The sequence below is a fragment of the Roseovarius salinarum genome (genome assembly GCF_002834145.1).
GTDB classification, from domain to species: Bacteria; Pseudomonadota; Alphaproteobacteria; order Rhodobacterales; family Rhodobacteraceae; genus Roseovarius; species Roseovarius salinarum.
In genome coordinates this window covers 38,169-60,297 of record NZ_PHNT01000014.1, presented here as the reverse complement: position 1 = coordinate 60,297, position 22,129 = coordinate 38,169, and the positions used below count along the sequence as shown (strand labels likewise).

Genomic DNA, 22,129 nt, shown 5'->3' with positions numbered 1-22,129 from the left:
TGCGCCGCGCCTGTGTATCGCGGACAGCACGCGAGCACAGCCTGAAACGGACCCTCGGATGAGAAAAACCGACCCCTTCGCGACCGCTCTGCGCGACGTCTCGGCGGCGCTCGGGCTGCTCAGCCGGCTGCCCGTTCCGCTCGACGCCGCGGCGATGCACCGTGGCGCTGCGGCCGCGTGGGCCTACCCCTTGGCGGGGTTGATGCTGGGCGGTGTCGCCGGCCTGGCCGCGGCCGTGGCGCTGGGCCTTGGCCTGCCGGCGCAATTGGCGGCGCTCGCCGCGCTGGCCGCCGGCATCGCGGCCACGGGCGCGATGCACGAGGACGGGCTGGCCGATTGCGCCGACGGGTTCTGGGGCGGCTGGGACCGCGCGGACCGGCTGGCGATCATGAAGGACAGCCGCATCGGCGCCTACGGCGTGATCGCGCTGGTGCTGGGGCTCGCGGCGCGCTGGGCCGCGCTGTGGATCGTGCTGGAGGCCGGTTCGGGCGCCGGGCTGGCCGCGCTGATGGCGGCCGGCGCGCTGTCGCGCGCCGCGATGGTGCCGCTGATGGCCGTCCTGCCACATGCCCGCGACGGCGGGTTGTCGCGCGGTGTCGGCGCGGCCACGCCACGCGCGGCCGTGCTGGCGGCGGCGGTCGCCGCGGGCGCCGCGCTCGTCCTGCTGGGATGGGCGGCGATCCCGGCGGCAATCTGGGCGGCGCTGCTCACGTGGGGGCTGGGCGCACTCGCGCGCACCCGGATCGGCGGGCAGACGGGCGACGTGCTGGGCGCGGCCCAGCAACTGGCGGAAATCGCGGTTCTGGCGACTCTTGCCGCCTGACGGCCCATGCAACGCGCAGGGCCGCGCCCCGTGGGGACGCGGCCCGGAATATCACCCTCCGTCGCGGCCCGTCAGGCCGCCCGGGATACCAGAACCTCGTCAACTTCCTTGGCCGCCTGCACCTCGTCGCCGCCGCTCACGGCCGCGAGTTCGCGTGTCAGCCGCTCCAGCGCCGCCTCGTAGAGCTGACGCTCGGAATAGCTCTGCTCGCGCTGGTCGTCGGCGCGGTGCAGGTCGCGGACGACCTCGGCAATGGCGATCAGGTCGCCGGAGTTGATCTTCTGCTCATACTCCTGCGCACGCCGCGACCACATCGCGCGCTTCACCTTCGCCTTGCCCTTGAGCGTCGAGATGGCCTTCGACACCACGTCGGGGCTGGACAGCGAGCGCATCCCGATTTCGCTTGCCTTGTCGGTCGGCACGCGCAACGTCATCTTGTCCTTCTCGAAAGAGATAACGAAAAGCTCCAGCGGCAGGCCGGCGATTTCCTGTTCCTCGATCGAGACGATCTGGCCCACGCCGTGCGCGGGGTAGACGACATAGTCGTTGGGACGAAACTCGGATTTCTTGGTTTTGCTCATTCAGGTCTTCCTCGCAAGCACATGTCCGGCGCAAACACCGCCCCCCAAGGCCCCCACCGAGCCAGGGAAGCAGCATTACCGGGCGAAAGGCGTCCATCACCGGTGGCGGCGCCCGGGACAATGAACAACGGCAGCTTTCCTCTTCTGTAACGGAAATGTATCACATTTTGCGCCGCCCCGGAAGGCCGCCGCGCCGGGAACATTTGTTTTGCGTGAATTATCTGGGAACTGCGCCGCGAAATTCAAGTCCGGATGCCGCACCGCGGCGCGAATCGGTCGCGCGCGCGGGTGTCAGCCACCCTCGCCCGGGTTCTCGGAAAAGTACTTCTCCAGCTTTCCGGTCTCGCCATCGCGGGGCTCGGCATTGGGCAGTTCATCCTTCTTGGTCACGATCACCGGCCATTTCTCGGAGTACTTGCGGTTGAACTCGACCCATTTCTCCATGTCCGGTTCGGTGTCCGGGCGGATGGCGTCGGCGGGGCATTCGGGTTCGCAGACCCCGCAGTCGATGCATTCGTCAGGATGGATGACCAGCATGTTCTCGCCCTCGTAAAAACAGTCCACGGGGCAGACTTCGACGCAGTCGGTGTATTTGCACTCGATGCAATTGTCGGTGACGACATAGGTCATTTCGGTCTCTCATGATAGACGTCTTGCCGCCTAGCTAATCCAGCGACGGGGGTCAATCAAGCGCCCCGGGATCATTCCGGTCGAGTTTGCGCCGGTCGCGTTTCGTCGGCCGACCCTTTCCCTCGTAGCGCGGGGCGCGGGGAACATCGTTTTCCGGCGCGTCTTCCGTCATGTCCTCGTAAAGCGCGCGGGCCTCGGGCGCCGGGCCGCGACGCTCGCCAAGGGCGAGGATGCGCACCACGCGCACGCGCCGTGCCTGCGGAAACGTCAGCACGTCCCCCGGCGCCACCTGGTGCGCGGGCTTCTCGATGCGTGCGCCGTTCACGCGGATGCGCCCGCCACCCGCCAGCCGCGCCGCGATCGCGCGCGTCTTGAAGAAGCGCGCCTGCCACAGCCACTTGTCGAGGCGGGTCTTTTCGGCCGGACCGGTCACGGCTCGGGCCGCCTCACGACTTGTCCTTCAGCCCCATGAGCGCGGCGGCGAAGGGATTGTCGGGATCGATCATGTCGGCCTTGCCGCCCTTGCCCTTCTTGTCCGGTTTGGCCGAGTACTGGCGCGACCGCTTGCCGTCATCCGCGCCGGCTGCCGCGCCCTTGGGCTTGCCGCGTTTCTTCTGCGGCTTCTGGCGCGTCTTGCCGGCCGCGTCGGGCTTGCCGCCCCGCGTGCGCGCCCAAGTGAAAACGTAGTACACCTCGCGCTCGGCCGCGTCGGCATCCGGCGTCTCGCCGGGGGGCAGCTCCGGCGCGTCCTCGCCCGCGGCGGGGATCTCGGCGGGGACTTCGCCCGCCTGTGGCGGCTCCTCGGCCACCGGCGCCGCCCCCTTGTCGGCAATGGAATCCACGGCGTCGTCCGCGGTCGGGGCGTCGGCACGGGCCGGCGGGGCGGCCTCCTCGGCGGGCGCGGCCGCCGCGGCATCGGCCGGTTTCACCTTCTCGCGTTCGCCGCGCTCGGCCCGGTACCCCAGGCCCTGCATCAGCTCGGCGAACTGCTCCAGCGTCATGCCGGTGATCGACAGCATGTCGGCGGTGGCCTCGAAGCCCGCGCGGCTGTCCTCGGCGCGCAGCAGGTCAGCCAGCCTTTCCAGCATGTCGATGCGGATCGCGCGGGTTCCGGCCGCGCGGTAACCGGCCATGGAATGATAGCCGCGCGGCGCATCGCTGGCCGCGGGGACGGTCACCAGGCCCGGCGGAGGCGCCTCGGGGAAGGTGTCCAGCCCGTTGTGCAGCGCCCAGAGCACCAGTCGCAGCCGCGTCGGCGCCGGTTTGAGCAACAGGGGCATGAAGATTGTGAACTGGCCGAAGCGCACGCCGTGCTTGCGCAGCTGGCCGCGCGCCTCCTGATCGAGGGCGCGCACCTCCTCGGCAACCTCGCCGCGCGGGATCACGCCCAGCGCCTCGACCATGCGGAACCCGAAGCCGCGCGCGAGCCCGGTGAGCGTCTCGTCGCGCTGGATGTTCAGCAAGGGCTCGAACAGCGTGGCGATGCGCCGGTCGATGAAATGTTGCAGGCGGCGCTGCACCTTCTGGACGACCTCGGCACCGGCCTCGTCATCCACGAAGGCCTCGGCGCGCGGCCTGAGCGGATCCTCGCCGGCGACGAGCTTGCCCACGGCCTGCTCGCCCCACATCAGCCCGCCCTGGTCGGTGAAGTCGATCTCGGTGTCCGGGGCGTTGTAGAACCGGTCGGCCTTGAGGTGGAAATGCGGGGCCAGCGCCTTGAGGCTGGCCTGCCGCAGCGTCTTGGCCTCCTGCCCGGTGGCCGCCTTGTCCTGGATGAAGCGGAAGCCCTCCATGCGGCCGGCGAACTCGCCCTCGACCGTGACTTCGCCTGCGTCGTTCACTTCGGCCACCATGGCCTCCTTCTGCTTGAGCCGGCGCATCAGCACCGAGGTGCGCCGGTCCACGAACCGCTGGGTCAGACGCTCGTGCAACGCGTCCGACACCCTGTCTTCTATCGCGCGCGTTGCTTCGCGCCAATGGGTTTCGTCCTCCACCCAGCCGCGGCGCTGCGCGACATACGTCCATGTGCGGATATGCGCAAGCCTGCGCGACAGCGTGTCGATGTCGCCGTCGGTGCGGTCGATGCGCCTGACCTGCCGCGCCAGCCAGTCCTCGGGCAGGCGCCCGTGTTCGTTCAGATGGCCGAAAATCGATTCCAGCAGGCCGGCGTGCTCGGCATGGCTGATGCCGCGGAAATCCGGAATCCGGCAGACATCCCACAACAGCCGCACCGAGGGGCCGTCGGTGGCGCGGGCGCGCACGGCCTCGCGGCCGGACAGCGTCTTGAGCGCGCCGAGGTCGTCGGCCTCGCGCGCACGCATCAGGAGCGGGTTGTCCGGCTTCGCCTCGAGCGCGGCGATCAGCGCGTCGATGTTGCCGAACGGCAGCCTGGGGTTGCGCCACTGCAACTTGCTTACCGGGGTGAAGCGGTGATCCATGATCGCCTGCGCCACCTCGTCGGGCAGGTCGGGGGCCTCGCCGGTCACGCCGAAGCTGCCGTCGCGCATCCCCCGCCCCGCGCGGCCGGCGATCTGGGCAAGTTCGTTGGGCGCCAGCGGGCGCATCCGGCGGCCGTCGAACTTGGTCAGGGACGAGAACGCCACATGGTCGATATCGAGGTTCAGCCCCATGCCGATGGCATCGGTGGCCACCAGGTGATCGACATCGCCGTTCTGATAAAGCGCCACCTGCGCGTTGCGCGTGCGCGGGCTGAGCGCCCCCATGACCACCGCCGCGCCACCCTTCTGCCGGCGCAGCAGCTCGGCGGTGGCATAAACGCTTTCCACCGAGAAACCCACGATGGCGCTTCGGCTTGGCATCTTGGAAATCTTGCGCCGCCCCGCGAAGGACAGCCGCGACATCCGCTCGCGGCCCACGAACTCCACCCCCGGCACGAGCGCCCCGATCGTGCCGCGCATGGTGTGTGCGCCCAGGAACTGCGTCTCGTGCTGGCCGCGCATGCGCAGGAGCCGGTCGGTGAAGACGTGCCCGCGCTCGGGATCGGCGCACAGCTGGATCTCGTCAATGGCCACGAAATCGGCGCCGAGCCCCTCCGGCATCGCCTCGACGGTACAGACCCAGTACTGGGTGCGCTCGGGCACGATGCGTTCCTCGCCCGTGACCAACGCCACCACCGACGGGCCGCGTGCCGCCTTGATGCGTTCGTAGACCTCGCGTGCCAGCAACCGCAGTGGCAGCCCGATCACGCCGGTGCGGTGGGCCAGCATGCGGTCGATCGCGAAATGCGTCTTGCCCGTGTTCGTCGGCCCCAGGACCGCGAGGATCCTTGACTGCTCGGCCATCGGTCGGCTCCGTCGCTTGCCGTCAGAGCGTGGCCCCGCCGCGCTGGCGGTCCAGCCGTTCCAGGGCCTTGGGTACGTCCTTGAAATGCGGATGTATAGAGAGGACTTTCTCGAAGACCTCGCGCGCCATCCCGGGGCGTCCGACCTCCCCGAGGATGGTGCCCAGCCCGTAAAGCGCCGCGAAGTGCCGCGGCCGCAGCGCCAGCGCGCGCTCCAGGTCCGCGAGCGCGGGGCCATAAAGATCCTTCTTGGCAAAGGCGATGGCACGCAGGTGCCATCCCTGCGCGAAGTCCGGCACGTGGTCGGTCAGAGCGGTCAGATGTTCGATTGCCGCCCCGGTCTCGCCGGCCTCCAGGGCGTCGCGTCCGCGCTTGAGCAGAAGGTCCATCGCCGGCGAGCCGGATTTCGACAGTTCAAGCTCGATCTCCTTGGCGATTCGCCGTGCCTCGCCGGGGTCGGCCTGCTCCAGCCGCGCAAAGAGCTTGTCGAGCCGCGCCTCGTCCACCGCCGCGGCGGGGCCGGCCATTGCCACGGCGAGCACGACGGCGAGAAATGCCGCGACGGCACGTTTGAGATTATGCTTTACTGCGCCCATAACGCCTTTGAATGTAGCGCCGCACGCGGGGAATGAAAGCCCCCGGCGCGGCCGATTCGAACACGAACGCAAAGGAGTGACAGATGAGCGATGTAGTGACGGCCGCGGTCAAGGCCCTCAACGAGAAGATGGGCGAAGAGGGTTTCGACGGCTCCGCCAAGTTCGTGATCGAGGGCGAGGGCGCGATCATGCTCGACGGCGACGGCGCGCGGGCGGAGGACGGCGAGGCCGACGTCACGCTGACCGCCGACGCCGAAACCTTCGAGGCGATCCTCGGCGGCGACATGGACCCCACCGCGGCCTTCATGTCCGGCAAGCTGGTCGTGGACGGCGACATGGGCCTTGCCATGAAACTCGGCAACGTGCTGGCCTGACCGGTGACCGAGGCGCTCGATCCCGCCCCGCTGTTCGACGAGGTGGCTTGCGCGCCCGCGGGCGGGCGCGCCTGGTGGGTGCGCGCCGCCGACGGCGTGCGCCTGCGCGTCGGCGCATGGGTGCCCGAACGGCCGCGCGGCACTGTCCTGCTGTTTCCCGGCAGGACCGAATACATCGAGAAATACGGGCCCACCGCGGGCGACCTCGGCGCCCGGGGCTACGCGGTGATGGCGATCGATTGGCGCGGCCAGGGCCTCGCCGACCGTCTGGTCGAGGACGCGATGTCGGGGCACGTGCATCGCTTCGCCGACTACCAGAAAGACGTCGCCGAGATGGTCGCCGCGGCCGGGGCGGCCGGCATGCCGAGGCCGTGGCACCTGCTGGCCCATTCGATGGGCGGCGCGATCGGGCTGCGCGCGGCGATGTCCGGGCTCGACGTGGCCTCGGCTTCCTTCACCGGGCCGATGTGGGGCATCCGCATGGCCCAGGCCCTCCGCCCGGTGGCGTGGTCGCTGGCCTGGGGCACGCGCCAGCTGGGCGTCGATCACCTTTACGCCCCCGGCACCGATTCGGAAAGCTACGTGCTGTCGGAACCCTTCGAGACCAACAAGCTGACGACCGACCGCGGGATGTACGACTTCATGATCGACCAGCTCCGCGCGCACCCCGAGCTGGCACTGGGCGGCCCAAGCCTGCGATGGCTGCACGAGGCGCTGATCGAAACCCGCGACCTCGCCCGCCGCCCGTCGCCCGCCCTGCCCTGCCTGACGCTCGCCGGCGACGGCGAGGAGATCGTCGACCTGGACCGCATCCGCGCACGCATGGACGCATGGCCTGGCGGCCGGCTGGAGATCCTCGACGGCGCGCTGCACGAGGTCCTGATGGAAGGCCCGGATACCCGGGCGGCCGCCGCCGAGATGCTGGCGGCGCATTACGGCGACGCCGCGCAGCCGCAAACCGGCACCCCGGCCGCAGAGGGCGCCTGACACGTTTCATCTTGCCCGAAATACTCCGGGGGGGGTTCGGGGGGCCGGCCCCCCCGTTCGACGGATCGTGCGCGCCGCCAGGCGCTCCGCACGGCCGCTCAGGGTTCGCGGCCGACCCTCTGGCACTGCTCGCCCAGACCCGAGATGCTCAGCCGCATCTCGTCACCCTCCTTCAGGAAACGCCGTGGCCTGCGGCCCATGCCCACGCCAGGCGGCGTGCCGGTCGCGATCACGTCGCCGGGGTGCAGGCTCATCATCCTGCTCAGGTAGGCAACGATCCGCGCCACGGAAAAGATCATCGCGGCGCTGTTGCCGGTCTGCATCCGTTCGCCGTTGAGATCGAGCGCGAGGTCCAGCGCCTGCGGGTCGCCGACCTGATCGGGCGTGACCAGCCACGGCCCCGTCGGCCCGAATGTGTCGCAGCTCTTGCCCTTGGTCCACTGCCCGGTGCCCTCGCCCTGCAGCGCGCGCTCGGAGACGTCGTTGACGATGCAGTACCCCGCCACGTGATCCAGCGCACGCTCTTGCGGCACGTGCTTGGCGTGGCGGCCGATCACCACGCCAAGCTCGACCTCCCAGTCGGATTTCTCCGACCCGCGCGGCAGCAGCACGTCGTCGTCCGGCCCCACGATCGACGAGGTCGCCTTCATGAAGACGATCGGCTCGGCGGGCGGTTCCAGCCCCGCTTCGGCCGCGTGGTCGGAATAGTTCAACCCGATGCCGATGAACTTGCCCACGCCGGCCACCGGCGGGCCGAGGCGCGGCGTGCCGGCCACCTCGGGCAGCGTTTCGGGGTCGATGCGCGGCAGGTCGCCCAGCACCGGGCCGGCAAGGTCGTCCACAACGCCCGACAGGTCGCGCAGCCGGCCTGCCGTGTCCAGCACCGCCGGCGTCTCCTGCCCCGGCATCCCGTATCTCGCAAATCTCATCGCCCGTCCCCTTTGTCCTGACCTGCGGCTGCGCAGCATAGCCGCGCGGGGCCGGCCCGCAAGGGGCTGGCGGGCGGGCCGCGGCGGGCTATCGTGGCACGCATGGTACTGGAGTTCACGCAGCGCGGCATCTACTGCCCGGCGGGCGACTTCTTCGTCGACCCCTGGCAGCCGGTGGACCGCGCCGTCATCACTCACGGGCATGCCGACCACGCCCGCCCGGGGCACGCGCGTTACCTGGCGACCGATGATGCCGCGCCGGTGATGCGCCACCGGCTGGGCGAGATAACGCTCGACACTGTGGCCTACGGCGAGGTCCGCCGGATCGGCGGGGCGCGCGTGTCGCTGCACCCCGCCGGGCACGTGCCCGGCTCGGCGCAGGTGCGGGTTGAGGTCGGTGGCGAGGTCTGGGTCGTCTCCGGCGACTACAAGCTCGAGGCCGACGCGCTGTCTGCGCCGTTCGAGCCGCTGCGCTGCCACCACTTCGTGAGCGAATGCACCTTCGGCCTGCCCGTCTTCGACTGGCCGCCGCAGGCCGGGGTCGCGGCCGAGATCAACGCGTGGTGGGCCGCCAACGCCGCCGCGGGCCGGTTCAGCCTTCTGGGTGCCTACGCGCTGGGCAAGGCGCAGCGGGTGTTGTCGCTGCTGGACACGTCGATCGGCCCCGTCCTGACCCACGGCGCGGTCGAGAATACCAACGCCGTGCTTCGCGCGCAGGGCCTGGCCCTGCCCGACACCGTGCCCGTCACCCCCGGCACGCGGCGCCAGGACCATCCCGGCGCGCTGGTCCTGGCGCCGCCCGGCGCCTTCTCGACCGGCTGGGCGCGCCGGTTCCGCCCCGCCTCGACCGGGGTCGCCAGCGGCTGGATGTGCCTGCGCGGGGTCCGGCGCCGCCGCGGGGTCGACCGAGGATTCGTGATCTCGGACCATGCCGACTGGGCCGGCCTGAACCGCGCCATCGCCGAAACCGGCGCGCAATCGGTGCATGTCACGCACGGCTATACCGAGATCTTCGCGCGCTGGCTGACGAGCCGGGGATACGACGCCCGCATCGTGCCCACCGAGTTCACCGGCGAGACGCTCGATGAAGGCGCGCCGCCGGCCGGGTCAGCCCCCCCTTGATCCGACGCCCCTTTCCGGCGAGGCTCCGCGGCGACGGGCCGCAGGGGCCGACAGGAAGAAAGGGACAGCGATGACACGTTTCCGCAAGCCGGGCCTGAGCGAGCGATTCTCGCAGATGGGCTATCTGCTCAAGCACACGGTCACCATCGTGGGCCGCGATTTCGACATCGTCGCCCCCGTGATCCGCACGGTCGTCTTCTCGGTGATCCTGGTGACGCTCTTCTTCGCCATGATCGCGGCCTACGTCGTCGAGGCGAACGGCACCGGCACCATCCTGCTGCTGCTCTGGGCGGGCGTGGGCATCTACCACTTCTTCTATTTCAACAGGCAGGAACTGGCGCTGAGCTGGCTGGTGTTCGAGACCGCCTCGGGCCGCGACCGCAGCTTTCCCGAGGCAACCGCGCGCGCCGGTGAGCTGGGCGGGCAGATCCGCATCCTGGCGCTTCTGGACATGGCGGCGGCCTGGATCGCCTGGCGGCGCAGCAACTCGGAAAACAACGGGTTCCTGACCAACCTGATCCTCGGCGCGATGACCGAGGGCTGGGACCTGGTCAACCATTTCCTGCTGCCCGCCTTCGCGGTGGACGGCGTGGGGTTCCGCGACGGCATGGGCAAGCTGCGCGCCGCGCGCGAGAACGTGCCCGAGACGCTGGTGGGCGTCTTCGGCATCGACGTCATGGGCCGCGTGGTGGCCACAATCATGGCGCCGCTCTATTTCCTGCTGATCCTCGCCGGCGTGGCGCTGGGCACATGGGCCAGCGGGATCATGCCCGCCGCCTTCGAAGGCGGCGAACTGGGCGAGCTGCTGCCGCCGGAGGCCTTCGGCTACCTGCCCTGGTCGGCGGACACGGTGTTCAACTGGCTGCCGATCTTCGTGTGCATCTTCCTCGGCAAGCTGGTGTCGTCGGCGTTCAAGCGCGTCGTCACGGCGGTCAAGGTGATCTATTTCACGCTGTTCTACGCACGCGTCCTGCATTCCGACGAACTCGCCCCCGAGATCCGGCAGGAGCTGCAAGCCTACCTGACCTTCGGCAGCGACGACGCGGCCGGCGAACCGGGCCCCGCGCCCGCTTGACCGCGCGGCGCGGCGCGCCATCCTTTGCCGCGTCGCCGCGCAGGGCGGCGCAGCGGGTGGCGCGATGCGGCAACTGGCACGGCTCTTCACCGCGGTCGACCAGACGACGCGGACAAACGCCAAGGTCGAGGCGCTGGCGGAATACTTCCGCGCGGCCCCGCCCGAGGACCGGGTCTGGACCGTCGCGCTGTTCTCGGGCCGCCGGCCGCGCCGGGCGATCACCACCTCCCGCCTGCGCGAATGGGCGGCCGAGCGGGCGGGCATTCCACTATGGCTGTTCGAGGAAAGCTATCCGATCGTGGGCGACCTGGCCGAGACCATCGCGCTGGTGCTGCCCGCGCCGACACGGTCGCACGACGACGGGCTGAGCACCTGGATCGGGCGGCTGCGCGCGCTCGACGACGCCGACGAGGCCGCGCGCAAGGCGGCGGTACTCGATGCCTGGGACCGGATGCCGCCCGTGGAGCGGCTGGTGTTCAACAAGCTGATCACGGGCGGCTTCCGCGTGGGCGTCAGCCGCAAGCTGATGACCCGCGCGCTGGCGCAGGCCACCGGCCGCGAAGAGGCGGAGCTGGCCCACCGCCTGATGGGCGACTGGACACCGGACAGCACGACCTGGCACACGCTGATCGAGGCCGACGACCCTGTCGCCGACACCGCGCGCCCCTACCCGTTCTGCCTGGCCCACGGGCTGGACGAGACGGGCCCGGAGGCCCTCGGCGCCCCGCACGACTGGCGCGCGGAGTGGAAGTGGGACGGCATCCGCGGCCAACTCATCGCCCGCGCCGGCGCGCACCACCTGTGGTCGCGCGGCGAGGAGCTGATGACCGACCGCTTCCCCGAGTTCGCCGGCGCCGCGGACTGGCTGCCCGATGGCACGGTCATCGACGGCGAGGTGCTGGCGTGGTCCGGCGACGGGCCGCTGCCGTTCGCCGCGTTGCAAAAGCGCATCGGGCGCAAGCATGTGCCCCGTTCGCTGCTGGCCGAGGCGCCGGCGGTCCTGCTGGCCTACGACCTGCTGGAACTCGGGGGGCGCGACATCCGCGCGCGGCCCCTAGCCGAACGCCGGGCCGCGCTGGACGAGGTGCTGGCGCGGGTGCCTGAAAACGCGGCCCTGCGGCCCTCGCCGTTGGTACCCTTCGACAGCTGGGCGGATCTGGCCGCGCTGCGCGGCACGGCCCGCGCGCGCCGGGCCGAGGGGCTGATGCTCAAGCGCGCCGACAGCCCCTACCACGCCGGGCGCAGGAAAGGCGACTGGTGGAAATGGAAGCTCGACCCGCTGACGATCGACGCGGTGCTGATCTATGCCCAGCAGGGCCACGGGCGCCGCGCCAACCTGTTCACCGATTTCACCTTCGCGGTGCGCGCGGGCGATGACCTCGTGCCCTTCACCAAGGCCTATTCCGGGCTGACCGACGCCGAGTTCCGCGAGATCACGCAGTGGGTGCGGCGCAACACCGTGCAGCGCTTCGGCCCCGTGCGACAGGTGCGCCCCGCGCATGTCTTCGAGATCGCCTTCGAGGGTATCCAGGAAAGCCGCCGCCACAAGTCGGGCGTGGCCCTGCGCTTTCCCCGGATGAGCCGCTGGCGCCACGACAAGGGCGCGGCCGAGGCCGACACGCTGGAGCACCTGCACGAGATGCTGGCCGCCTACGGCTGAGCGGGCTTTGCCAAGCCGCACGAAGGCGGGTATCCGGGCCCCATGCAGACGAACCGCACGAGCCTTGCCGCCTCGCTCGTCGTGCTGGGCACCGGCGCGCTCTGGGGGCTCTACTGGATCCCGGTGCGCCGGCTGGCGGAAACCGCGCTGCCGGGCGCCTGGGGCACGCTGGCCATCGTCGCCGCCGCGGCGTTGCTGCTGGCGCCCGTGGCCGCGGCGCGGCGCCGGCAACTTGCCGCGGCCGACCGGATGGCCGTGGCCGCGGTCGCCCTCGGCGGGGCGGCCTTCGTGCTTTACTCGGTCGCCTTCGTCCACGGGCGGGTGGCGATCGTGATCCTGCTGTTCTTTCTCACGCCCGTCTGGAGCACGCTGATCGGCCGGGTCGTGATGGGCTGGCCGGCCGCACCGCTGCGGCTGGCGGCGATCGCGGTGGGGATGGCCGGACTGGCGGTGATGCTGGGTGCGGATGGTGGCGTGCCGTTGCCCCGCGGCGCCGGCGAATGGCTGGCGCTGCTGTCGGGGTTGCTGTGGTCGGTCGCCACGACGGGCATCCGCACCAAGGCCCCGCTGGGGCCGGGCGAAGCCGCCTTCGTCTTCGCGGCAGGCGCCTGCGTGGGCGCGGCCGCGCTGGTGCCGCTGTTCGCGCCGCTGCCGGCCGGGCCGGACCCGGCCGGGCTGTGGGCTGGCGCCGGATGGGCGCTGGCCGCCGGCGGGCTGTGGTGGGGGCTGTCGATGGCCGGGTTGATGTGGGCCACCGCGCGGCTGGAACCCGCGCGCGTGGGCATCCTGCTGATGACCGAGGTTCTCGTCGGCGCGGCCTCGGCGGCATGGCTGGCGGACGAGCAGATGGGGCGGGCCGAGATCGCCGGCGGCGCGCTGGTGCTGGTGGCCGCGCTTCTCGAGGTCTGGCCGCTGCCCCGGCGCCGCCGCGGAACGCCACGCTAGCGCGGCGGCCGGCCCGCCGGCGTCGACACCTGTCCGGCTGTCCGCCCGTGCCGGCCCGTGTCCGCGAATCCCGGGCGGTCGACACGTTCCGGGCTTGATCCCGCACCCGCGCCGGACCTATCTGTGGCAGACCCGAATGCGAGAGAGGACCCCATGTTGCACACGCCCCGCCCCGTCCATGACGCCAACGCCACCGCCGGCCAAGAGGAGCTGGGCAACCTGCCCGAATGGGACCTGAGCGATCTTTACAAGGGCGAGGACGCGCCGGAGCTTCAGCGCGACCTCGACTGGCTCAAACAGGCCTGCGCGGATTTCGCCGCCGATTACGAGGGCAAGCTGGACGACCTCGGCGCCGACGGCCTGCTGGAATGCATCCGCCGCGACGAGAGGATCAGCACCGTCGCGGGGCGGATCATGTCGTTCGCCGGGCTGCGCTATCACCAGTGCACCACCGATGGCGGCCGCGCCAAGTTCCTGTCCGACTGCCAGGAGAAGATCACCGAATACACCACGCCGCTGGTGTTCTTCACGCTCGAGCTCAACCGCCTCGACGAGGCGCGGCTGAAGGCCATGTACGACGAGAACGCGGAACTGGCCCGCTACGCGCCGGTCATCCGCCGCATCCGCGCGATGAAGCCCTATCAGCTGTCCGACGAGCTGGAGAAGTTCCTGCACGACATGGGCGTCGTCGGTGACGCCTGGGAGCGGCTGTTCGACGAAACGATCGCCGGGCTGACCTTCACCATCGACGGCGAGGAGATGGGCATTGAATCCACCCTCAACCTGCTGACCGACCCGGACCGCGGCCGGCGCGAGGCCGCGGCGCGCGAACTGGCGCGGGTCTTCGGCGCCAACATCCGCACCTTCTCGCGCGTGCACAACACCTCTGCCAAGGAAAAGGAGGTGATCGACCGCTGGCGCGGCATGCCCACCCCGCAGACCGGGCGGCACCTGGCAAACGATGTCGAGCCCGAGGTCGTCGAGGCGCTGCGCGACGCGGTCGTCTCCGCCTACCCGCGGCTGAGCCACCGTTATTACGAGCTCAAGCGCAAGTGGCTGGGCGTCGACAAGATGCAGGTCTGGGACCGCAACGCGCCCCTGCCCATCGAGGATCCAAAGACCGTCGACTGGGACACGGCCCGCGAAACCGTGAGCGCGGCCTATCGCGCCTTCGATCCGCGCATGGCCGACCTGGCCGAGCCCTTCTTCGACAAGGGCTGGATCGACGCGGGTGTGAAACCGGGCAAGTCGCCCGGCGCCTTCGCGCATCCCACCGTGACCGACGTGCACCCCTACGTGATGCTCAACTACCTCGGCAAGCCGCGCGACGTGATGACGCTCGCCCACGAGCTGGGCCACGGGGTGCACCAGCGGCTGGCGGCCGATCAGGGCGAACTCCTGGCGAGCACGCCGCTGACGCTGGCCGAGACCGCCAGCGTCTTCGGCGAGATGCTGACCTTCCGCCGCATGCTCGACAATGCCGAGACGGCAACCGAACGCAAGGTGCTGCTGGCCGGCAAGGTCGAGGACATGATCAACACGGTCGTCCGCCAGATCGCCTTCTACGATTTCGAGTGCAAGCTTCACGCCGCCCGCCGCGAGGGCGAGCTGACGCCCGACGACATCAACGCGCTGTGGATGTCGGTGCAGGCCGAAAGCCTCGGGCCGGCGTTCGAGTTCATGGACGGCTACGAAACCTTCTGGGCCTACATCCCGCATTTCGTCCACTCGCCGTTCTACGTCTATGCCTACGCCTTCGGTGACGGGCTGGTGAACGCGCTCTACGCTGTCTACGAGGAAGGCACGGACGGGTTCGAGGACAAGTATTTCGAGATGCTCAAGGCCGGCGGCTCCAAGCACCACACCGAGCTGCTCGCGCCCTTCGGCCTCGATGCGACGGACCCGGCCTTCTGGGACAAGGGGCTGTCGATGATCTCGCGGATGATCGACGAGCTGGAGGCGATGGAAGGCTGACACGTGCCGCATCTTGCCGCATGACCTTGAACGCGGCGCCCGCCTTCCCACGTCCAGATCGGAAGACGAGCGCACTGCCGGGCGGGTTGCGACATCGCCGCCCGGTTTCCTGCACCGTCTTTCGGGGCGTTCGTGGAAGAGGAGGGCAAGATGGGCCGCGAGACCGTTCTGTTCAGCAGCAAGGAAACCAGATCCCGGCAGGAGGTCGGCGCGTTCCTGCGCGATCTCGCGGACAGGCTGGACTCCGGCCGGGTCACCCTTCGCCGGGGCGAAGAGGAAATGGCGCTGGATCTGCCCGGGCAGATGGTGCTCGAGATCAAGGTCGAGGATGAGGAAAAGCGCCGGCGGGGCACTCAGCACAGCCTCGAGGTCGAAATGAAATGGTTTGACGGCACGACGCCTGCCAGCTCGTTGGAACTGGGATAGGCGCGCCTATTTCAGCTGGCTGTCCTTGGACCCGCGCCGGTTGATGCCGCCGCGCGCGCCGCGGGCGCCGTCGCGCTCCTGCTGGCACTCGATGCACAGTTTCACGCCGGGCAGCGCCTGCCGCCGCGCCTCGGGGATCGGCTCCTCGCACTCGGCGCAATGCGTCAGGCTTTCGCCCCGTGGCCCGGACCGCGCCTTCAGGCGCTTGAGCTCGTCCTCCACCGACGCCTCGATCTGCTCGTGCACGGCACCGTCTCGTGCCCATCCGCCGGCCATGGTCGTCTCCTTTCGCGGGTCAGACTATCGCGCCGCGCAGCTTGGCGTCAAAGGGCGCGTCAGGGCTGGGCGGGCAGCAGCATGTACTCCTCGAAGCCCGTGGCGTTTCGCGCGGCCTGCTCGATCATGCCCCGCAGCACCGAGATCGCCGCGGGCGATGTCACGGGCACCGCGTGGTTGGCCGCGTTATCCTCCGACAGCGCGGTGAAATCGACCACCTGCACATCCAGCCCCGCGACCTCCGCCGGGTCGGTGATGCCGCCAAGCCGAGGTTTGCGGCCGGTGATCAGCGCGGCAAGGTTGAGAACCCGGTCGCGCTCGGAAATGAAGATCAGGAACGGCTGGGGCAGGTCACCGATCGCTTCGGCCTGCCGGCGGAACAGGTCGGGATCGATGTCGGGCGACATCAGCACCACGCCCGAGATCCGGTTCAGCAGCCGACGGTCACCGGCGATCGCAGCCTGGCGCAAGACCTCCATCACCAGGTGCGCCCCCATGGAGTGGGCCAGCAGGAACACCTTTTCCCCCTGCCCCGCCGTCAGGTCGCCCAGCAGCGCCTTGAGGTCGTCACGCGCGAACAGCACGCTGTCACGATCATAGATATAGCCGCGCGGATCGCCCGCCGATGGCCAGGAGAACAGGACGGAGGGCATCGGCGGCTCGAAATCCGCGCGGATCTGGGCCAGCCGGTACATCGCCTCAGACAGGGTGTTGTTGTAGCCGTGGACATAGACCATCGTCTCGGTCCCGTCGCGGCGGGCGCGCAAGGCCTGCCGGAACGAGCCGACCCGGTCGTGCACGACGTAGTCGGTCACGGCGAAATGGCGCGCAGGATCAGCGGGTTGGCCGCGATCGGGCCATTCGATCCGGCCCGGTTCGTGCACGGGCGGCACCGAGACGTCCACGCGCGCGTAATGCATTTCCGTTGAGCGGTCCTGCCCGAATATGCGCCCCACCTGGTCGAGCCGCCGCTCGGTGGCCACGAACAGGCTCTGCACCTGCGCCGCGGGGTCGGGCGTCGCCAGCTTGGCGATACGGGGCGGGGCACAGGCCGCCACAAGAAACGCCAGCGCCACGAGCAAAGCCGTGGCACCCCTGCCAGTTCCCCGCCGGATCTGCACGCCGATGAAGTCCTTTGCCTCGCGTTCGCCTGCCCCGGTCGCGTCCCCGAGGGGCCGGCCCGGACGAATGTCTGCACACTCGCGCGCAGGTTACAGGCAATCCGCCGGCGGACCAAGACGTCAGGCGGGCGCCATCAGACCTTTTTCATCGGCCAGTTCGCGCATGCGGTCCTGGAGTTTCTCGAAGGCGCGGACCTCGATCTGGCGAATGCGTTCGCGGCTGACGTCGTACTGAGCGCTGAGATCTTCGAGCGTGACGGGCTTGTCCTTCAGCCGTCGCTGGGTGAGGATATCGCTCTCGCGCTCGTTGAGAACGTCCATCGCCTCGGCCAGAAGCTCGCGCCGGGCGTCCAGCTCGTCGCGCGCCTCGTACTCCGCGGCCTGGTCGGCATGCTCGTCCTCCAGCCAGTCCTGCCACTGCATCGAACCGTCCTCTTCACCGCCGACGGGGGCGTTGAGCGAGGCGTCGCTGCCCGACAGGCGGCGGTTCATGCTGATGACCTCGTCCTCGGTCACGCCCAGGTCATGGGCGATCTGCTTGACGTTGTCGGGGCGCAGGTCGCCCTCCTCGAGCGCGCCGATCTTGGCCTTGGCCTTGCGCAGGTTGAAGAACAGCTTTTTCTGCGCGCTCGTCGTGCCGAGCTTCACGAGGCTCCAGCTGCGCAGGATGTATTCCTGGATGCTGGCACGGATCCACCACATGGCGTAGGTCGCCAGCCGGAATCCCTTCTCCGGGTCGAAGCGTTTGACGGCCTGCATCAGCCCGACGTTGGCCTCCGAGATCACCTCGGCCTGCGGCAGGCCGTAACCACGGTATCCCATGGCGATCTTGGCCGCCAGGCGCAGGTGACTGGTGACCATCCTGTGCGCGGCCTCCGGATCCTTTTCCTCGGCCCAGCGCTTGGCCAGCATGTATTCCTCTTCCGGTTCGAGCAGAGGAAACTTGCGGATCTCCTGCAAATACCGGTTGAGACCGCCCTCGGGCGACGGTGCCGGAAGATTTGCATAGTTGCTCATGGTTTCCCTGTCCCTTTCGATGTTACGCAGTTTAACTTGAACGTAATGACGCAAATTCTGTTTTCAAGAACCTGAACAGTTCAGTTCACCCGATGCGGCACCCGTTTCACCCAGCTTGACGGGAAACCGGCGCTGGCGAAACCCGCCTCACGCAACTGTGCACGCCGCGGGCTGACGGCGGCCGACCTGACAATGACGACCCTCTCCGCATCTTGCAACGAACGAGAACACACATTCTTTGGCGTATTGTCCGATCATTTGCATAAAAGCGGGTCGACCGGGCACGGACCGCTCAAGCCCGCAACGCCCGGAGCAGCGCCAACATGTCCTCGGGCAGCGGCGCCTCGAAGCGCAGCCGCGCGCCCGTCACCGGGTGGTCGAAGGCGAGGACTGCCGCATGCAACGCCTGCCGCGGAAACGCGCCGACGGCGGCGCTGGCGGCCTCGCCCAGCGCCCGGGCCGAGGGTTTGCGCCGGCCGCCATAGATCGGATCCCCCACCAGCCCGTGCCCCGCGTGCGTCATGTGCACACGGATCTGGTGGGTGCGTCCCGTCTCCAGCCAGCATTCCATAAGGGCGCAGGCCGGCGGCACGCCGAAGCGTTCAAGCACGCGTGCCCTGGTCACCGCGGCGCGCCCGCCCTCGAAGACCACCGCCTGGCGCTGCCGGTCGGTGCGGTGACGCGCCAGGCCGGTGGCAATGCGAAGCACGCCGCCCGTTTCGAACGACACGCCGCGCAGCCCGCGCAGGCGCGGATCATTGGGTTCGGGCACGCCGTGCACCACGGCGCGATAGACCCGGTCGACGCTGTGGCGCGCGAACTGCGCCGCCAGGCCGTGGTGCGCGCGGTCGGTCTTGGCAGCCACCAGAAGGCCCGAGGTGTCCTTGTCGATCCGATGCACGATGCCCGGCCGCCGCGTGCCGCCCACCCCCGACAGGCTGTCGCCGCAGTGGTGCAGCAACGCGTTGACCAAGGTGCCGCCCGGCGTGCCGGGCGCGGGATGCACCACCATCCCCGCGGGCTTGTTCACGACGATCAAATCGGCGTCCTCGTGAACGACTCCGAGCGTGATATCCTCTCCCGCGATCGGGCTTTCGGCAGCCTCGGGCACCACCAGCGTGACGTGATCGCCTTCGGTGACGCGGGCCTTGGGATCGGTGATCACCTGCCCGTTCACCTGCACGGCCCCCTCGGCAACGAGACGCGCCAGACGCGTGCGCGACAGCGCCGCCGCCTCTGGCACATCCCGGGCGAGCGCCTTATCAAGGCGGGGTGGCGGATCGGCCTGGATCCGCAGGGACAGGGGGGATGAACCCATGGACGACAACCCTCGGCCGGTCGACCCGGCCACGGTGAAATTCCTGCGGGTGCTGGTCACGGTGCTGACCGGCACGATGATCCTAGGGCTTCTAGTGCTGATCGGGTTGTTTGTCATCCGCTTCTCCGGGGGCGCGCCGCCCCTGCCCGAGGCCATCGAGCTTCCCGAGGGCGTCGCGGCCACGGCCGTGACCGTGGGCGATGACTGGTATGCCGTCGTCACGCGCGACGACCGGATTCTTGTTTTCGACCGTGACACCGGACGCTTGCGCCAGAGCGTGCAAATCGATTAGTGGCACAACCCAGCCGCGAATCAGCGAAAACGTGCCGACGCGGCCTGCGCCCCGTTGCGCACTCAAAGGCCTGCGCTGTCCCGGTATTTCACGCCGCAGGAAATCGGGGGAGCATGCGGCACAGACTGCATCCAAACGCCTTGATCTGGATCAAATCTCCCGCCGGCACGGCAGCAATATCATCATGATACACTGTCGATGATGCCCGTGCCGGGATATAGGAGCCCGGACGGACTGCAGGTATTCACGCCAAGACATTTCGGACGCCCATTCTTCAAGGGGGGGGAAATGGCACCGACAAGGACCCAACCGGAGAAAGGGCCGGGGATATTGCGTTTCACCGCGCGCTTTCTCGGGCAAGAGGATATCAGCGCGCATGATCCGCTCGTCAGCGCGATCGCCGGCCATGCCCGGCATTTCGAGGCGGGCGCGGAGATCGTTCGCGAAGGCGATTCCGCCTGCCCCGTGCTGTGCGTGCTCGATGGCTGGATCGCCCAGTCCAAGACGCTGGAGAACGGGGAAACGCAGATCATCGACATCTGCCTGCCCGGCGACATCGCGTTCACGGCTTCCGCCGACGGCAGCATCGCCCTTGTCGAGGTCGAGACGCTGAGTGATGCGACCGTTGCCGTTTTCGACAGGCGCGCGTTGCGCAGGCTGCGCAGCGTATCGGAGGACTTCATCGCGTTGCAGGCCCGGCGCGCGGACAGGGCACACGCAAGGTTCAGCGAGAGGCTGCTGCGACTGGGGCGTGGCAGCGCGGCGGTGCGCATCGCCTACGCGCTGCTGGAATTCGGCTTGCGTCTGGGCATGCTGCCCTCGGACCGGGACAGCGAATTCCACTTGCCGCTCACCCAACAGCGACTTGGCGAATTCACCGGGCTGTCGTCCGTGCACGTGTGCCGCACGCTGCGCCGGTTCGAACGCGACGGGCTGATCGCGACCCGGGATCACATGGATATTCGTTTGCGCAACCCGCAGGGCCTGGCTCGGATCTCGCAGGTCGATCTCGCGCAGTTGTCGCGCACGATCACCGGCGCGACGGCCGAACCGACCACGCCCACCACGCCCGAACAGCGGCGCCGGGCCGCCTGCGGCTGATCCCGCTCGAACATCGTCTAACGCCGTTCGACGATCTCGCCCAAGGCTTCGCCGGCAAGCCTTTCGCTGGCATGCTCGGCGATATCGCCCAGAGACACCATGCCGACAAAGCACCCCGCCCGATCAAGCACCGGCAGCCGCCGAAGCTGGTTGTCGCCCATGATCGCCGCGGCCGCCTCGACCGTCTGGTCGACGATGCAATGCCGCATGCCCACGGTCATCACCGTTTCGACGGGAACGCGTGCCGCCGATGGTGCCTCGGGCACCCACCGCACCGTGACATCCCGGTCCGTGACCATGCCCACCAGGCGCCCGCCGTCGATCACCGGCAAGGCCCCCACGCCCCCGTCGCGCATGGCACCCGCAACCACGCTGACCGGGGTGGCAAGCGATACGCTCAACGGTTCGGGCGTCATGATCTGCGAAACACGCACCGAAAAAACCCCTTGTCCTTGCGCCTGTCGATGTCCCGACCCGGCTGGCACGACATGGTTCATGTTACCCTTTTATCGCGCGGGGCGCGTTGATCTGCGATAATGGACCGGTGTCATGGTCGGCGCGCTTGACCGCGATCAATGCACGGCGCGGGATAGCAGGCCATGGTGGAATCGCGCACACGGGTCATCCGCGCGCTCTGTCACAGCCAAGGGAGGAGGGTCGTGACGGACCGACTTCAGCAAACGCTGAACCTGCCGCTGGTGCCCGGGGGCGCGCAGCGCCGCCGGCGGCTGGCTGAAAAGCTTGGCCCGGCGCCGGCGGCCACCCTGCGGGCAATGACCGACTACGGGCTCACCGACCGCGAAATCGCGCGGTATTTCGGGCTCACCCCGTCGACGGCGGCGCGGCTGCGGCGCGCACTGGTCGACCGGCGGCACGGCTGACGCGGGCAAGCCTCGCGCGGGACGCAACCGGTGATCGGGAGATGGTACCGCCTCCCCGGCTCGAACGGGGGACCTCTTGATCCACAATCAAGCGCTCTAACCTACTGAGCTAAGGCGGCACTGACCGGCGATTTATCCCCCGCGGCGCGCGAATGCAAGTCTGTTACAGGTCGATTTCCCAGCTTTGCTCGACCAGATCGATGCCGAAAGCGCGCACGGGGACAGACGTCATCAGCCGCCAGCCGGTGCGGCGGTAGAGCCGGCAGGCCGCCCGGTGGCTTTCATGCGTCCAAAGCCGCATCCTGTCATAGCCGGCCGCGCGCGCGAACCCCGTGCAGGTCTGCAGCAGCCGGCGACCAAGGCCGGTATTGCGTGCCCGAGGCACCACGAGGAACAGCCGCAGCCTGGCCATCCCCGGCGCGTCCCGCACGCAGAAGATGCAGCCCAGCCGACGGGCGTCGCGCACGGCCACCCAACCACGTTCGCAGTCAGGGTCGTGGTTGGACTCGAAATCGCGAAGAATGCCCGCCACCATTGGCGCGAAACTTCCGTCGAAGCCTTCCTCGCGGGCATAGAGATGCCCGTGCTGGCGCGTGATCCAGCCCGCGTCGCCGGGGCGGTAAGGTCGCAGCGAAACACCCTCCATGCGTCCAGCAAACAGCGCGGGTGCTTGCCAAGCAAGGGGGAACCGGATACCCGA

General features: G+C 69.3%; 24 protein-coding genes and 1 tRNA gene. 12 read left to right on the top strand and 13 right to left on the bottom strand.

Going from position 1 to position 22,129, the window contains the following annotated elements:
- The first annotated feature begins 58 nt into the window (after positions 1-58).
- A complete protein-coding gene (gene cobS, locus CEF10_RS12790) occupies positions 59-823 on the top strand; it encodes an adenosylcobinamide-GDP ribazoletransferase (protein WP_101068559.1) in 765 nt (254 codons plus the stop codon).
- 71 nt (positions 824-894) lie between these two features.
- Here the strand turns inward: cobS and CEF10_RS12785 are convergent, their stop codons facing one another.
- The 5 genes from CEF10_RS12785 to CEF10_RS12765 form a co-directional block, all read right to left on the bottom strand.
- Positions 895-1,404 carry a CarD family transcriptional regulator gene (locus CEF10_RS12785; RefSeq protein ID WP_101068558.1) on the bottom strand — a complete coding sequence of 170 codons (510 nt, stop codon included), beginning with the start codon at positions 1,402-1,404 and terminating at the stop codon, positions 895-897.
- Between the two features lie 291 nt (positions 1,405-1,695).
- Positions 1,696-2,034, bottom strand: coding sequence for a ferredoxin FdxA (gene fdxA, locus CEF10_RS12780; RefSeq protein ID WP_101068557.1), 339 nt, complete (start codon positions 2,032-2,034; stop codon positions 1,696-1,698).
- Positions 2,035-2,086: 52 nt separating this feature from the next.
- Positions 2,087-2,467: an RNA-binding S4 domain-containing protein gene (locus tag CEF10_RS12775; RefSeq protein WP_101068556.1), complete on the bottom strand. Its 381-nt coding sequence runs from the start codon at positions 2,465-2,467 to the stop codon at positions 2,087-2,089.
- Positions 2,468-2,480: 13 nt separating this feature from the next.
- On the bottom strand, positions 2,481-5,336 hold the full coding sequence (locus tag CEF10_RS12770; RefSeq protein WP_101068555.1) for a helicase-related protein: 2,856 nt from the start codon (positions 5,334-5,336) through the stop codon (positions 2,481-2,483).
- Positions 5,337-5,358: 22 nt separating this feature from the next.
- Complete coding sequence (locus tag CEF10_RS12765; protein ID WP_232796503.1) at positions 5,359-5,877, bottom strand: tetratricopeptide repeat protein; 519 nt, start codon at positions 5,875-5,877, stop codon at positions 5,359-5,361.
- A gap of 137 nt (positions 5,878-6,014) precedes the next feature.
- On the opposite strand from CEF10_RS12765, the gene CEF10_RS12760 reads away from it, so the two are divergent.
- Both CEF10_RS12760 and CEF10_RS12755 read left to right on the top strand, forming a co-directional pair.
- Complete coding sequence (locus tag CEF10_RS12760) at positions 6,015-6,305, top strand: SCP2 sterol-binding domain-containing protein (RefSeq protein ID WP_101068553.1); 291 nt, start codon at positions 6,015-6,017, stop codon at positions 6,303-6,305.
- 3 nt (positions 6,306-6,308) lie between these two features.
- On the top strand, positions 6,309-7,292 hold the full coding sequence (locus CEF10_RS12755) for an alpha/beta fold hydrolase (RefSeq protein ID WP_101068552.1): 984 nt from the start codon (positions 6,309-6,311) through the stop codon (positions 7,290-7,292).
- A 98-nt stretch (positions 7,293-7,390) separates the two neighbouring features.
- On the opposite strand, the gene CEF10_RS12750 is transcribed toward CEF10_RS12755, so the two are convergent.
- Entirely contained in the window at positions 7,391-8,221 is an 831-nt protein-coding gene (locus CEF10_RS12750; protein WP_101068551.1) for a fumarylacetoacetate hydrolase family protein, read from the bottom strand.
- Between the two features lie 102 nt (positions 8,222-8,323).
- Between CEF10_RS12750 and CEF10_RS12745 the strand changes: the two genes are divergently transcribed.
- From CEF10_RS12745 to CEF10_RS12720, 6 genes are all read left to right on the top strand, one after another.
- Positions 8,324-9,343, top strand: a complete 1,020-nt coding sequence (locus CEF10_RS12745; protein ID WP_101068550.1) for a ligase-associated DNA damage response exonuclease — start codon at positions 8,324-8,326, stop codon at positions 9,341-9,343.
- A gap of 70 nt (positions 9,344-9,413) precedes the next feature.
- Entirely contained in the window at positions 9,414-10,418 is a 1,005-nt protein-coding gene (locus tag CEF10_RS12740) for a hypothetical protein (protein WP_101068549.1), read from the top strand.
- A 64-nt stretch (positions 10,419-10,482) separates the two neighbouring features.
- On the top strand, positions 10,483-12,078 hold the full coding sequence (locus tag CEF10_RS12735; RefSeq protein ID WP_101068548.1) for an ATP-dependent DNA ligase: 1,596 nt from the start codon (positions 10,483-10,485) through the stop codon (positions 12,076-12,078).
- 42 nt (positions 12,079-12,120) lie between these two features.
- On the top strand, positions 12,121-13,023 hold the full coding sequence (locus CEF10_RS12730; RefSeq protein ID WP_101068547.1) for a DMT family transporter: 903 nt from the start codon (positions 12,121-12,123) through the stop codon (positions 13,021-13,023).
- Positions 13,024-13,176: 153 nt separating this feature from the next.
- Positions 13,177-14,997 carry a M3 family oligoendopeptidase gene (locus CEF10_RS12725; protein WP_101068546.1) on the top strand — a complete coding sequence of 607 codons (1,821 nt, stop codon included), beginning with the start codon at positions 13,177-13,179 and terminating at the stop codon, positions 14,995-14,997.
- Positions 14,998-15,147: 150 nt separating this feature from the next.
- A complete protein-coding gene (locus CEF10_RS12720; RefSeq protein ID WP_101068609.1) occupies positions 15,148-15,423 on the top strand; it encodes an amphi-Trp domain-containing protein in 276 nt (91 codons plus the stop codon).
- 6 nt (positions 15,424-15,429) lie between these two features.
- On the opposite strand, the gene CEF10_RS12715 is transcribed toward CEF10_RS12720, so the two are convergent.
- From CEF10_RS12715 to CEF10_RS12700, 4 genes are all read right to left on the bottom strand, one after another.
- Complete coding sequence (locus CEF10_RS12715) at positions 15,430-15,699, bottom strand: DksA/TraR family C4-type zinc finger protein (RefSeq protein WP_101068545.1); 270 nt, start codon at positions 15,697-15,699, stop codon at positions 15,430-15,432.
- 59 nt (positions 15,700-15,758) lie between these two features.
- Entirely contained in the window at positions 15,759-16,775 is a 1,017-nt protein-coding gene (locus CEF10_RS12710) for an alpha/beta hydrolase (RefSeq protein WP_232796502.1), read from the bottom strand.
- A gap of 165 nt (positions 16,776-16,940) precedes the next feature.
- Positions 16,941-17,837 carry an RNA polymerase sigma factor RpoH gene (gene rpoH / locus CEF10_RS12705; protein ID WP_101068544.1) on the bottom strand — a complete coding sequence of 299 codons (897 nt, stop codon included), beginning with the start codon at positions 17,835-17,837 and terminating at the stop codon, positions 16,941-16,943.
- 292 nt (positions 17,838-18,129) lie between these two features.
- Entirely contained in the window at positions 18,130-19,155 is a 1,026-nt protein-coding gene (locus CEF10_RS12700; protein WP_101068543.1) for an RluA family pseudouridine synthase, read from the bottom strand.
- Here CEF10_RS12700 and CEF10_RS12695 point away from each other — a divergent pair.
- Together CEF10_RS12695 and CEF10_RS12690 are read left to right on the top strand one after the other, a co-directional pair.
- Positions 19,154-19,447, top strand: a complete 294-nt coding sequence (locus CEF10_RS12695) for a DUF6476 family protein (RefSeq protein ID WP_101068542.1) — start codon at positions 19,154-19,156, stop codon at positions 19,445-19,447. The two genes, CEF10_RS12700 and CEF10_RS12695, sit on opposite strands and share 2 nt — an antisense overlap.
- Positions 19,448-19,735: 288 nt before the next feature.
- A complete protein-coding gene (locus tag CEF10_RS12690) occupies positions 19,736-20,548 on the top strand; it encodes a Crp/Fnr family transcriptional regulator (RefSeq protein ID WP_198586197.1) in 813 nt (270 codons plus the stop codon).
- 17 nt (positions 20,549-20,565) lie between these two features.
- Here CEF10_RS12690 and CEF10_RS12685 read toward each other — a convergent pair whose 3' ends face one another.
- Positions 20,566-20,982: a CBS domain-containing protein gene (locus CEF10_RS12685; protein ID WP_157933026.1), complete on the bottom strand. Its 417-nt coding sequence runs from the start codon at positions 20,980-20,982 to the stop codon at positions 20,566-20,568.
- 225 nt (positions 20,983-21,207) lie between these two features.
- On the opposite strand from CEF10_RS12685, the gene CEF10_RS12680 reads away from it, so the two are divergent.
- Positions 21,208-21,429 (top strand): hypothetical protein, encoded by a 222-nt coding sequence (locus tag CEF10_RS12680; RefSeq protein WP_101068539.1) that lies wholly within the window; start codon positions 21,208-21,210, stop codon positions 21,427-21,429.
- 42 nt (positions 21,430-21,471) lie between these two features.
- Here the strand turns inward: CEF10_RS12680 and CEF10_RS12675 are convergent.
- Together CEF10_RS12675 and CEF10_RS12670 are read right to left on the bottom strand one after the other, a co-directional pair.
- A tRNA-His gene (locus tag CEF10_RS12675) sits at positions 21,472-21,548 on the bottom strand.
- Positions 21,549-21,592: 44 nt separating this feature from the next.
- Entirely contained in the window at positions 21,593-22,075 is a 483-nt protein-coding gene (locus CEF10_RS12670) for a GNAT family N-acetyltransferase (RefSeq protein ID WP_101068538.1), read from the bottom strand.
- Between the last annotated feature and the right edge of the window lie 54 nt (positions 22,076-22,129).